We start from the raw sequence: 12,084 nt of genomic DNA, 5'->3' as shown, positions 1-12,084 counted from the left end.
GAAGGAAAGCCGAAATGCTCATCGTCACCGGCCAGATCATCGCCACCGCCGCCGTGCTCGCCAATGCCGTCGTCTACGGCACCGATGTCTGCGCGGCCGTGATCATGCGGTCGGTGTACCGCAAGCTCGACGACGCGACCGTCACCATCAGCGCGGGGTGGGGCCACTACTACGGCGACCGGCGCATGCCGGTGGTCGGTGCGGGCGGTGTGATCACCGCGGTGCTCACCCTGCTCATCACACTGCTGGCCGGACAGATCGGCGCCGCGGTCGCGGCGGGGATCGCGGTGGCGGCACTGCTCACCTGGCTCGCCCTCTACGTCCGCATCGCCAAGCCGATCAATGCCAGGCAGACCGCCGCCGCCCAGAGCGGCGTCATTCCGGCCGATGCCCGTGCGCTGCAGGACAAGTGGGACAGCATCCTGAAGTACCGCGTCACCCTCCAGTTCGTCGCCATCGCCGGACTGTGCGCCGCGCTGATCCTGTTCTGATATCGAATTCACCGAGGAGAATCCGTCATGAGTTTCACCAGCAATGAACAGCAGTTCCTCGCGGAGGCCGGGATCGGCCGGCTGGCCACGGTGTCGCCCGACGGCATTGTGCAGAACAACCCGACCGGCTATCGGGTGAACGCCGACGGCACGATCGATATCGGGGGTATGCGGATGCGCGGCAGCCGGAAATACCGCAATGTCGAAGCGGGCAGCCGGGTCTCGTTCGTCATCGACCAACAGGTTTCCTGGGAGCCGTACGTGATTCGCGGCATCGAGGTACGCGGCACCGCCGAAGCGCTCGACGACGAGCAGCCACCGTTCGAACACCAGGAACGCGCGATCATCCGAATTCACCCCGAGCGGATCATCTCCTGGGGCATCGACGGCGGATCCTTCGACTTCACCAGTCGCGCCGCCGAATAGAGGAGGCTCGGCTCATCATCAGCAACATATCTCGACAAGTCGAAACACAGGAATATCAGCGCCCACGGCAGTCATCCGAGTAACGTTTTCGATCACCCGGCGATTTCTCAGACAACATCAATTCAGGAGGTTCGACATGCTTTCTGTGAAGAGACTCGCCGCCGGCGCCATCGTTGCCACCGCCACCGCTTCCGCCGTCATCGTCGGTGGCGGCGTGGCCCAGGCCGACGTTCCGGTGTGGCAGGCCAACTGTCACGTTTACAACATCTTCAACACCGGCGGAATGGCCAATTGCGAACTGCCGACCTGGCACCAGGTGAAACTCACCTGCGTCGCGTGGCCGGTCCCGTTCGTCTACTGGAAGTACGGCCCCGCGCAATACGGACAGAACCAGTCGTGGGCCAGCTGCGACTCGCTCAACGCCCTGGTGGGCATCGAGGTCATTCAGGCGTAGGCCACGCACCGCGATCGAGCAGCACCCCACTCGCCCCGTTGTTACCGTGGATTCATGGTCAGTGCGGCATCCACCCGGCGACACGAACAGCATGGGCAGGCCTTCACCCAGTTCCCTCGGGTCATCGCGGAAACCCCGGAGAGGCAAACCTGGCCTCACCGGGGTCCGGGACGCTTTGTCCGATACCGCAGCCTGATCAGGCCACCCTGACGGCGGTCCGGTAATGACCGCCATCTCCAACGAAGTGCAGGACTGCCGAGGGGTTGCCCGCCGGCAGGATCAGGCGCCGTGGCGCTCCGATCTCGTCGTCATTACCCTTCGGAAACTCCATATGCAGGCTGTTGAGCCCTCGAATAGCGCTGGTGATCGAGCTGACAAGCACGGCGACCCGGTCACTGGCCGAATGCCCGATCGTGCGGGCCAACGCGGCGGTCCACGCCAAATCGAGGCCGGATTTATACAGCTCACGCACATTGCCGGAGACATCGCGGCCATTGTCCTTCTCGATCATCTGCACAACATAGAGGGACCTTGGATCGTATGCTGCGAGCACAACGCCGCGGCGACCTTTCTCACCGCTATTGAAGTTGACCCAGTAGTCGATCCCGCCGTGGACGGTGAACTCGGTGTCTGTGGCTACGCTGCCGTTTGACGGAATTCGGCCGCGGAACGTCATCACGTAGATGTCATCCGAGCCGGCTTCGTTGGTTTCGGCCAGGCATCGCATTTCGTCGACGATCACATTTGCCATGACTATTTCTCCTTTGAGAGTGCCGCGCAATGGTGGCTGTATCGATGCGCTGCCGGTCGGCAACACCCTTCAAAAAATAATGCTGACCAGCAGTTTTCTCGTCCGGGTAGGCACGGAAACACATACGTGGCAGCACGGATAGGTCGTTGCAGCGGAACGAGGAGACCAATTCCAGTGCGACAGGCGCAGAGCCCCGACGTCCGCCGGATCATGCCCGCATCTATACCATCCCTCTGATCGATCTCATCGACACCGTCGAAATCTGCGCCGGCATGGAGCCTGCGGGTGACGCGTACGGTGGTCTCGTTCCACGGTTCTTCCATTTCGAGTCGGCGATGGACCATTTCTACGGGTCCACTTCCCGCAAGAGACAGAAGACTCCCGTACTTGCCTGCAGTTGTGTGGAATTGGGCTGCTGATGCGCATAAGCCCGACCGGCGACCTTGTCGCGTGGGACTGCGTCGAACAACCCTGCCGCACCACTCGTGACTACACGGCATTCGGCCCCATTCTGTTCGACCGCGATCACTACGACAGAGCTGTCCAGTGGCTCGACGCCGCAATAGTCGCCCACGAATGACACGACCACATTGCACCTGCCTGTTGCGTCAGCGCGTCACCCGGACTGCTCGTGGAACCGCTGGATCATCGGCGGCAAACGTAGACTTCGCACGAATCCGGGTACCGGTACCACCTGGATACCGGGATCGCTATCGACGACGATGGGGGGATGAGCGAAGTGGTCGACACGCGCTCGGTGCGCACCCAGCGCCGAGCCCAACTCAGTGCGTTCCTGACATCGCGTCGCGCCAAGATCACCCCGGGTGATGTGGGCCTACTGCCGGGATCGCGTCGGCGCACGCCCGGTCTGCGCCGCGAAGAGGTGGCGCAGCTGTCGGGGGTCGGGGTGTCTTGGTACACCTGGTTGGAGCAGGGGCGTGACATCAGGGTGTCGGGGGAGGTGCTCGACGCGGTGGCGGGGGTGTTGCGGTTGAGTGCGGCCGAGCGGACGCATCTGTATGTGCTGGCCGGGCTCAATCCGCCGGTGGCGCGGGGGTCTGCGGTGGAGGTGACCGCGGAGATTCGGGCGCTCATCGATGGGTGGGTGCGTGGACCCGCGGTAGTGCGGGATCGGTACTGGAACATCGTGGCGTTCAACGTGCTCGCGGGGCGGGTGTTCGGGTGTGACGATGGCGAGCCGCACAATTGCCTGGTCACGTTCTTCACCAGTCCTCGTTATCGCGAGCTGCCCGACCTGTGGTCCGATGCCGCACCGGGTGTGGTCGCCGCCTATCGCGCGGACGCGGCCCTCGTCCCGCACGACGACGAATTCCAGCGCGTAGCAAGCGAACTCGCTGCTGCCGAGCCGGAGTTCGCCGAGCTCTGGGAGCGACACGATGTCGGTGCGCCTGTGCAAGCCGTGAACGCCCTGCACCACCCGGAGGCCGGGGATCTCTACTTCGACGCCACCACGCTCACCGTCGCCGACCATCCCCACTGGTCACTGGTGCTCTACAACCCGAAACCGGACACCGACACCGCCGACCGCCTGGCTGCCCTCCCCCGACTGCGCCTCTCCGAATCCGCGTAGCGATCCGGTGCGGGTGCGGAACCCGGATCGGCGCGACAGTGCCGACCGTCCCGCAGTACCGTCGATCCTGGTGGTGGCACACCCCTGATAACTGCGCACTGCCTGCTCGGGCTGCCACCCGCCAGGCTGAGTTCATGACGCACAACGGTTCTCGATTCGATGGCAAGACCGCGCTGATCACGGGCGGTAGTAGTGGGATGGGGTTGGCTACCGCGCATCGTCTGATCGCGGAGGGGGCTCGGGTCGTGGTGACCGGACGCGACAAGAAGCGCCTCGACGCGTCGGTCGCCGAGCTCGGTGGGCAGGCGCACGGAATCGCCGGTGATGCCACCGATCTCGACGATCTCGACGATCTCGCCGCGGCGGTGGCCGACCGCTTCGGACACCTCGATCTCCTGTTCGCCAACGCGGGCATCGGCTCGTTCCAGACGATCGAGCAGGTCACCGGCGAGCTCTTCGATCAGGTGATCGGCAGCAACCTCAAGGGCGCCTTCTTCACCATTCAGAAGGTTCTGCCGCTGCTCCCCGACCACGCCTCGATCGTCATCAATGCCTCCTTCGGCCTGCACCTCGGGGTCTCGGGCTCTGCCCTCTACTCCGCGAGCAAAGCGGCCGTCCACAACCTGACCCGCGCTCTCGCCGCGGAATTGGCGCCACGGCGAATCCGGGTGAACGCGGTCAGCCCCGGCTACATCGACACCCCGGCCTTCCGCGCGGAGCTCTCCGAATCCGCTCGGCAGGGGGTCGCGGCCCTGTCCCCCGCGGGTCGCGTCGGCACCGCAGAAGACGTCGCCGCCGCCGTCGCCTTCCTCGCCTCGGCCGACGCCGCCTTCGTCAACGGCCACGACCTGCGCGTGGACGGTGGCCTCACCGCAATCGGCGCATCGGCGCTGGTGTAGGCCGGCTCAGCGCAGCGCGGCGCGTCCGCGTATGCGGCCGAGCACCACCAGCACCACCAGTGTGACCACGACCAGGACCGTGGTTCCGGCCGCGGCGTCGAAGACTTCGCCGCGGTCGGTCTGCGCGAAGATGCTGACGGGCAACGTCTTCCAGGTGGCGGGGTAAACCATGATGGTCGCGCCGAGCTCGCCCATGGACAGGGCGACCGCCAGGCCCGCTGCCGCGCCCAGAGCGGGCAACAGCAGCGGCAGGGTGATCTGGCAGAGGACGCGAACAGGGCTCGCGCCAAGGGATTGCGCGGCCTGCCGGTAGGCGGGGTCGAGCCGATCGAGAGCGGCGGAGACGGCGCTGAAGGCGTAGGCCAGAACCAGGACCGCATGGGCGACGATGACGATCCATTTGGTCCCGCCCAGGAGCACCGGGCGTTCGTTGAAGGCGATGAGGACGCCGAGACCGACCGCTACCGACGGGACGGCGACCGGGAGGTGGAAAACGGCGTCGGTGAGACGGCGCAACCAGGTGGGCGCCGCTCGCGAGGCCAGAGCGGCCCAGGTGCCGAGGACGAGGGAGATCGCGCCGGCGAGCAGGGCGGTTTGCAGGCTCACCGAGAGGCTCGCCGCCTGCTCACCGCTGAGCGCGTTACCGATATTGGTGAAGCCGAGGTCCGACGGCAGTGGGCCGGTCCAGCTGCCTGCCAGGGCGGCGGCGATCACGGTGGCGATCGGGGCGACGAAGACCACCGCGACCACCAGCCCGAACACGCCGAGTACCAGCGCTTTTCCGCGAGGAGTCCAGACGAGCACGATCATTGCTCCTTCGGGCGGGCGATGAACCGGGCGAACACGAACCGGTAGACGAGGTAGAGGCCCAGCGAGAGCAGCACCTGCACCGAGGCCAGCACCGCCGCACCGGGCAGGTCGAAGGTGACGATGCCCCGGGTGTAGATCAGCGCGGGCAGCGTGATGACGCCCTTGGCGCCGGTGAACAACACGATGCCGAATTCGTTGAGCGTGAGCAGCAGCACCAGCGACCCGCCCGCCGCGAGCGCGGGCCACGCCTCGGGCAGCACCACCTGCCGCAGCACCCGCCACGGCGAAGCGCCGAGACTCGCTGCCACATCGAGCTGTTCCCGGGGCAGCTGCGCGAACGCGGCCAGCACCGGGCGCACCACGAACGGGGTGAAGTAGGTGATCTCGGCCAGGATCACACCGAGCGGGGTCGTCAGAAAGTCGATGACCGGTGTGGTGGCGCCGGTCAATTCGGCGATCAGGGCGTTCACCGCACCCGCCGTCCCGTAGAGGAAGGTGAAGGCGAGGGTGATCAGGAACGAGGGCAACGTCAGGATCGTGTCGATGAGCCTGCCGACCAGACCTGATCCGGGAAACGGCACGAAGGCCAGCACGATCGCCAGGAACGTGCCGAGCACCAGACACCCCGCCGTGGCACACACGGCGATGGAAACGGTGCGCCACAACGCTTCCCGGAACGCTTCGGAGCCGAGTACCGACGTCCACACCTCGGTGCCGCGCCCGGTCGGCGTCTGGGTGGACTCGGTGAGCACCCGCAGAATCGGATACCCCGCGATCCCGAGCACCACGAGCACGGGCGGCAAGGTCCAGAGGATCGGCAACCACGACCGGCGAGGTGTGGGATCTTTCGACGGCGGCGACGCGTCGGGCCGATCGAGAACGACAGCGCTCACGACAGCGCCTCGCTGATGCCCCGTTCGGCTACGAGCGCTTTCATGACTGATCCGCTGCGGGCACGGAACTGCCTGCCGTAGTGGCTGTCTCGCCGATCGCACGAGGGATGAGCACACCCGCCGGGTCCGGAAGCTTCACCCCGACAACGGCACCGGCCTCGGTCGTGAAATGCCCCGATACGTCGGCCGCGAGCGTGCCGGGTAGCCCGTCGACCGACAGCTCGACCCTGGTCGTGGCACCACGCCATACCGAGGTCGACACAGTGGCGCGCAAGGCGTCCCGCTCGCCGGGTTTGCCGACGGTGATCGTGTGCGGGCGGATACACAGCAGCGCGTCGTCGTCGGGCGCCCACTCCGCCGGTCCCACACCGGGTTGCGGCGCCTGGGCGCGCAGGGTGTTGGTGCCCGCGGTGACCAGGGCCGCGGTGCCGGTGACGTGGTTGACGGTGCAGGGCACCAGGTTCGCGCCGCCGAGGAACCCCGCGGTGAAGTCGGTGGGCGGGCGCTGCCACAGGTTTTCGGCCGTGTCGATGTCGACGAGGCGGGCATCGCGCATCACCGCGATCCGATCCGCCAGCGCCAGCGCCTCGGCCTGGTCATGGGTCACGTACAGCATCGCGGTGTCGGGCAGCGCTTTGCGCAACGCCTGCAACTCGCCGAGCATCGAATGGCGCAATTGCGCGTCGAGCGCGGCCAGCGGCTCGTCCAGCAGCAGGACGCTGGGCTTGATGGCCAGCGCACGGGCGATCGCCACCCGCTGCTGCTGGCCACCGGACAACTCACGGGGGAGCCGCTGCGCGTAGCCGCCCATGCCGACCATGTCGAGCGCCTCGGCGACCCGTGCGGCGATCTCCGCCCGCGGCACCCGATGCGATTTCAGGCCGAACGCCACATTGCTGTGCACGCTCATGTGCGGGAACAACGCGTAGGACTGCACGACGACACCGATCCCCCGCTTGGCGGGCGAAAGATCGGTGACGTCGCGGCCCGCCAGCCGGACCGCGCCCGAGGTGGGCCGGACGAAACCGGCCAGCGCCTTGAGCGCGGTCGACTTGCCCGAACCACTCGGGCCGAGGAGCGCGACAGTCTCACCGACGGCGACGCGCAGGGTGAAATCGGCCAGCGCGACCGCGGCCTTGCGGCCGCGGCCGTAGCTGACCCCGACCCGGTCGAACACGATCGCGGGTTCGGTGGTGGCCGCCACGGACATGGCGGATCTCATCTGGAGGTCACCGTCGGACATCGTCAACTCCCTTGTGTCACAGCCGCAGTCAGCTGCCGGTTGCCTTCTGGTACGCCGCGACGTCGGCGTCCAGCTCGGTGAGCACCTTGTTCCAGTCGACCGGGACCACCTCGACACCCGTCATGGCGGCGGCCGGACCACCGTCGGCCGGGGCAGGCACATCGGTGCGGGGCGACACGGCGAACGCCTCGGGGCCCAGTTTCGCCTGCGCGGCCGGGGCCATCAGGAAGCTCATCAGCTTGGTGGCGTCGTCCTTGTGCGGCGCGCCCTTGGCCAGACCCATCATGTACGGGACGGCCACGGTGGAACGCTTGCCTGCGGCGGCCGGGAAGAAGACGGTGAACTTGGAGCCCTTCTCCTTCACCGTGGTCAGGTTCATCTGCACGTCGCCGTTGGCGATGAGCAGCTCACCCTTGTCGACCTTGGCCTGCAGTTTGCCGGTCGAGGACGACGGGCCGACGTTGTTGGCCTGCAACGCGGCCAGGTAGTCGAGGGCGGCCTGCTTGCCACGCAGCTGCTGCAGCAGCACCAGTACCGCGGTGCCGTCACCGGCCTGGCCGGGAGTGGAGTACTGCAGCTTGCCCTTGTACTCCGGCTTCAGCAGGTCTTCCCAGGTGAGCGCCGAGGCGTCGACCGCGGGGTTGGCGATGAAGCACAGGAAGTTGTTGGCCAGGGTCACATAGCTGCCCTCGGCGTCCTTGGCCGCGGCGGGTACAGCGGCGGTGTCGATGCCGCTGGGCTGCAGCAGACCCGACTGCTTGGCCTTCTGGATGAACGGGGGCAGCGTAACGACGACGTCGGCCTGCGGGTTGGACTGTTCCTTGTCGACCCGGTTCACGACCTCGCCGGAGCCCGCCTCCACCAGGTTGACCGCGATGCCGGTCTCCTTGGTGAACGCGTCGAACTGGGACTTGTACCAGCCGCCGACACCGTCGGCGGAGTACACGGTGACGGTCTTGCCGTCCGCGGATTCGGTACCGGTGCCACCGCAGGCGCCGGTGAACGCGACGGCGGTGACGCCGGCCAGCAGCAGCGCGACCTTGGACAGGCGGCGCGCGGTGAGGGAAGTACGCACGATGACAGCAACTTTCGTTTCAGATGTCGGGGGAATCGCAGGGGCGGGTGGATCGGAGGGCGACGCCGCGGCGAATACCGCGACGGCAGGTTCGTGAGCGAGCAGCGGCTCTCAGTGCGCGAGCACCAGCTCTCAATGCGCGAGCACCAGCGCCGGGAACTCGGCGACCGACGCCACGACATGGGTGGCGCCGGCGGCGCGCAGCTGCTCGGCGGTGTGCGCGCCGGTGAGGGTGCCCGCGACGATGCCCGCGCCTGCGGCCAGGCCGGTGGCGATATCGCTGGTGGTGTCACCGAGCACGGCGATCCGGTCGACGGCGTCGACGCCCAGGCGCAGCGCGGCGGCCAGCACCATGTCGGGGTAGGGGCGGCCGCGTCCGGCGTCGGACGGTGCGAGGGTGAGGTCGACCAGGTCTGCCCAGCCCAGCGCGGCGAGGAGTTTGTCCTGCGTGCTCCGGCTGAATCCGGTGGTCAGCGCGACCCGGACACCGGCCGCACGCAGTGCGGTGATCGCGTCCACCGCACCGGGAATCGGCGCGATATCGGCCTCGTCGACCAGTGCTTCGTAGGCGGTTTCGAAGGCGCGGTTGGCATGGTGGGCGGCGGCCTCGTCGCCGTCGAGCAGCGCGCGGAACACCTCGATCTTGGACTGGCCCATGGTGTCGACCACGTAGCGGCGGGCCTGTTCCCGGCGCGGGCCCCCGGGCTCGATCCCGGCGGTGGTGGCGGCACTGTCGAAGGCGCGCAACACCAGCCCGCCGTCGGCGACGGTGGTGCCTGCCATGTCGAGGGCGGCGAGCTGAATCTTGTTGTTCGACACAGGTGTTCCTCACAGTCCGATCTGGTCGGCGGTCTGTTCGCCGATGGCGGGGCCGAGCGTCATACCGCGACCGCCGGGGCCGGTGACGACCCAGACGTTGGTATCGGCGCGCACCCGGGTGACGACGGCTCCGGGGTCGACGCTCTGGCTGTAGACGCCCGCCCAGCGCCGCACGATCGGCGGCAGCTCGCGGCCGAGCAATTCCTCGGTCACCTCGGTGAGGTGGTCATAGGGTGCTTCGTCGACGTCGAAGGCGAACGGCTCGACATATTCGTGGGTGTCGCCGATGGTCAGGCCACCGTGCAGGCGCTGCACGCACAACAGCTGCATCTTGTGCTCGGCGGCGGTCGCGGTCTGCGATTGCTCGGCGGCCAGCGAATCCAGCTGCGGGCCAGCGAAACCCGGGTAGTAGCGGAAGCTGTCGCCGTCGGCGATCGCGGTGGTGAGCGGTTCGCCCAGCGGGGCGGTCTGCATCATCTGCAGCCGCACGCGGCGCACCGGCAGTTCGCCCGCCAGCTCACGAGTGAGCCCCGAGTGAGCGGCGCCGGGGCAGTGGACGACCAGGTCGGCCTCGTGGCGGCGACCGTGATCGTCGACGACCACCGCGCCGGAACCGGTGTCGAGGACCGCGCGGGCCTCGGTGCCCTCATGAAAGGTGTAGCGATCGGAGGCAGCCATGTGGGCGCGCAGCGCGGGCAGCGCTTGCCGCGACTCCACGGCGGCATCGGTCGAGCAGTGCAGGCCCGCAAGGTATTTGCCGCGCACCGCCGGGTTGATCGCGCGCACCTGGTCGGGGTCGAGCAGGGTGAAACCACGGGCATCGGCGGAGTCGCCGGCAGCCGCGGCCTCGGCGACAGCGAGTTCGGCGGGGGTACGCACCAGCGTGATCGAACCGGCGGGCCGGAAGCCGACGCCGGCCACCCGGCCGCCGATCTCCTCCCACAGCTCGCGCGAACGCAGCGTCAGCTCCAGCTCGTTCGCCGACCGGCCCGAGACCCAGACCAGGCCGAAGTTGCGGACCGTCGCGCCGCGGGCTTCGCGCTCGCGTTCGAGGTGCACGACCTCGTGTCCACGGGCTATCGCCGCCCAGGCGTGGGCGGTGCCGAGGATCCCTCCACCGATGATGACCAATCGCATGCCACCGATAGTGGCAAATGGTCTAGACCGATAGGTGTGGGCCGCGAGAACGGCAAGTTAATTTTTGGTATAGACCAATCCGGGTAGGGTGGACAGCATGGATTCGCCGCAGACGACCCGAGTTCCGAAGGTGTTCCTGGTTCGCACCGAAATCGATCTGCTGCTGGCCGATCTCACCGAGGGCGACCCGGTGCCCTCCGAACGCGACCTCGCCACCCGCTTCGGCGTCGCCCGCGAGACCGTGCGACAGGCCCTGCGAGAACTGCTGGTGGAAGGCAGGATTCGCCGTCAGGGCCGCGGCACGGTGATCTCCCGCCCCAAACTCACGCAGCCACTGTCGCTGCGCTCCTATACCGAGGGCGCGATCAGCCTCGGCCGCACCCCCGGCCGCATCCTGGTGGCTTGGGAAGACGTCGCCGCGGACGCGGCGACGGCCACCGACCTCGAGGTGGAGCCGGGCACCGAGGTGATGCACCTGGAGCGGGTACTGCTCGCCGACGGTGAACGTGTCGGACTGGAGAGCACCTACCTGCCGCTGCACCGCTTCGCCGCCCTGCGCGGCAGCTATGACCCCACCACTTCGCTGTACGCCGCGATCCGCGCCACCGGCGTCGAACTCGCCGGTGCGCGCGAACGCATCGAAACCGTACTCGCCGCCCCGCGAGAGGCGGGTCTACTCGAATGCACCACCGCACTACCGATGTTGCTGCTGCACCGGCGCAGTGTCGACGCCGACGGCGCACCCATCGAACGGGTGCGCTCGCTCTACCGTGGCGACCGCATCGCCTTCGAGGCGAGACTGTCACCGGAGCCGGCGTAGCCCCTCACTGCTCGGGCAGCCGTCGCCGCCCGCCGGCCACATCGGTGACCAGATCTGTGTAACCATCCACAAGCTCGGCAAGGTGGTACCAGTGCTTGTGGGTGTTGTCGCTTCGCGCGCCGTCGATGTCGATCGCCTGATTGGCATCCACCCAGCTACGCGCCATCCGGTCGACGACCGCACCGAGACTTTCGGTGTGCAGCGAGGCGCCGTTGCGATGCAACGGGATCTCCTGGACACACCAGTCGTTGATATCGTCGACGAGTTCACTTCGACGGCAATCGATCTCGGCGATCAATGCCGTATCACGCACCTGCCCCCGCCGTTCGTGCAGTTCAGCGAGTGCGTGCGCTGACCGCAACAATTCGCGATCTTGAAATCGCCGCCCCTGAAATGCGCACAACAATTGCGGAGCGGTGGGCAGTATGCCCATCACCGGCGCGCTCATCGCACGGCCCCGAATTCACCCGACACCCAAGATTTGTCTACCAACATGATTGGCTCTCGATTCGGTTATCCCGGTCATCTGTTTGGATTGTTCGCAACCAGGCTAACTGGATCATGCTCGCTCAGAAGGCGAAACGCAAGATTGCGTTATCACTCCTGCAGTAAAGCCGCCCTGACAGAACTGGGAGTCACATGCGCAGCGCCGCACGGTCTTCCGGCGCGCCTCGC

General features: G+C 67.2%; 14 protein-coding genes. 6 read left to right on the top strand and 8 right to left on the bottom strand.

What is annotated here, in order from left to right; translation table 11 throughout:
• Positions 1–14: 14 nt before the first annotated feature.
• The 3 genes from ACWGCN_RS25300 to ACWGCN_RS25290 all read left to right on the top strand — a co-directional run bounded on the left by ACWGCN_RS25300 (position 15) and on the right by ACWGCN_RS25290 (position 1,371).
• Positions 15–491 carry a DUF1772 domain-containing protein gene (locus ACWGCN_RS25300; RefSeq protein WP_452460088.1) on the top strand — a complete coding sequence of 159 codons (477 nt, stop codon included), beginning with the start codon at positions 15–17 and terminating at the stop codon, positions 489–491.
• Between the two features lie 27 nt (positions 492–518).
• The gene (locus tag ACWGCN_RS25295) at positions 519–917 is read left to right on the top strand and encodes a PPOX class F420-dependent oxidoreductase (RefSeq protein ID WP_378992255.1); all 399 of its coding nucleotides are present in this window, start codon (positions 519–521) and stop codon (positions 915–917) included.
• A 136-nt stretch (positions 918–1,053) separates the two neighbouring features.
• Positions 1,054–1,371 (top strand): hypothetical protein, encoded by a 318-nt coding sequence (locus tag ACWGCN_RS25290; RefSeq protein ID WP_378992253.1) that lies wholly within the window; start codon positions 1,054–1,056, stop codon positions 1,369–1,371.
• Positions 1,372–1,567: 196 nt separating this feature from the next.
• Here the strand turns inward: ACWGCN_RS25290 and ACWGCN_RS25285 are convergent, their stop codons facing one another.
• A complete protein-coding gene (locus tag ACWGCN_RS25285; RefSeq protein ID WP_449968538.1) occupies positions 1,568–2,122 on the bottom strand; it encodes a hypothetical protein in 555 nt (184 codons plus the stop codon).
• A gap of 730 nt (positions 2,123–2,852) precedes the next feature.
• On the opposite strand from ACWGCN_RS25285, the gene ACWGCN_RS25280 reads away from it, so the two are divergent.
• Together ACWGCN_RS25280 and ACWGCN_RS25275 are read left to right on the top strand one after the other, a co-directional pair.
• On the top strand, positions 2,853–3,713 hold the full coding sequence (locus ACWGCN_RS25280) for a helix-turn-helix transcriptional regulator (RefSeq protein WP_452460089.1): 861 nt from the start codon (positions 2,853–2,855) through the stop codon (positions 3,711–3,713).
• Positions 3,714–3,847: 134 nt separating this feature from the next.
• Positions 3,848–4,612, top strand: a complete 765-nt coding sequence (locus tag ACWGCN_RS25275; RefSeq protein ID WP_452460090.1) for a glucose 1-dehydrogenase — start codon at positions 3,848–3,850, stop codon at positions 4,610–4,612.
• A 6-nt stretch (positions 4,613–4,618) separates the two neighbouring features.
• Here ACWGCN_RS25275 and ACWGCN_RS25270 read toward each other — a convergent pair whose 3' ends face one another.
• The 6 genes from ACWGCN_RS25270 to ACWGCN_RS25245 all read right to left on the bottom strand — a co-directional run bounded on the left by ACWGCN_RS25270 (position 4,619) and on the right by ACWGCN_RS25245 (position 10,589).
• Entirely contained in the window at positions 4,619–5,422 is an 804-nt protein-coding gene (locus ACWGCN_RS25270) for an ABC transporter permease (RefSeq protein ID WP_452460091.1), read from the bottom strand.
• Entirely contained in the window at positions 5,419–6,315 is an 897-nt protein-coding gene (locus ACWGCN_RS25265; RefSeq protein WP_387442218.1) for a 2-aminoethylphosphonate ABC transporter permease subunit, read from the bottom strand. The genes ACWGCN_RS25270 and ACWGCN_RS25265 overlap by 4 nt, the downstream gene beginning before the upstream one ends.
• Positions 6,316–6,355: 40 nt before the next feature.
• Entirely contained in the window at positions 6,356–7,558 is a 1,203-nt protein-coding gene (locus ACWGCN_RS25260) for an ABC transporter ATP-binding protein (protein WP_449968477.1), read from the bottom strand.
• 28 nt (positions 7,559–7,586) lie between these two features.
• Complete coding sequence (locus ACWGCN_RS25255) at positions 7,587–8,633, bottom strand: 2-aminoethylphosphonate ABC transporter substrate-binding protein (protein WP_378992234.1); 1,047 nt, start codon at positions 8,631–8,633, stop codon at positions 7,587–7,589.
• 132 nt (positions 8,634–8,765) lie between these two features.
• Complete coding sequence (locus ACWGCN_RS25250; protein WP_452460092.1) at positions 8,766–9,452, bottom strand: phosphonatase-like hydrolase; 687 nt, start codon at positions 9,450–9,452, stop codon at positions 8,766–8,768.
• A gap of 9 nt (positions 9,453–9,461) precedes the next feature.
• Entirely contained in the window at positions 9,462–10,589 is a 1,128-nt protein-coding gene (locus tag ACWGCN_RS25245; protein ID WP_452460093.1) for a TIGR03364 family FAD-dependent oxidoreductase, read from the bottom strand.
• A gap of 97 nt (positions 10,590–10,686) precedes the next feature.
• Here ACWGCN_RS25245 and ACWGCN_RS25240 point away from each other — a divergent pair, with 97 nt between their 5' ends.
• On the top strand, positions 10,687–11,409 hold the full coding sequence (locus tag ACWGCN_RS25240) for a GntR family transcriptional regulator (RefSeq protein ID WP_378626415.1): 723 nt from the start codon (positions 10,687–10,689) through the stop codon (positions 11,407–11,409).
• Between the two features lie 4 nt (positions 11,410–11,413).
• On the opposite strand, the gene ACWGCN_RS25235 is transcribed toward ACWGCN_RS25240, so the two are convergent.
• Positions 11,414–11,773: a DUF4254 domain-containing protein gene (locus tag ACWGCN_RS25235; RefSeq protein ID WP_101468584.1), complete on the bottom strand. Its 360-nt coding sequence runs from the start codon at positions 11,771–11,773 to the stop codon at positions 11,414–11,416.
• Positions 11,774–12,084: the final 311 nt, after the last annotated feature.

It is taken from the genome of Nocardia sp. NPDC055050 (assembly GCF_053608345.1).
This window is presented reverse-complemented; position numbering and strand designations above follow the sequence as displayed.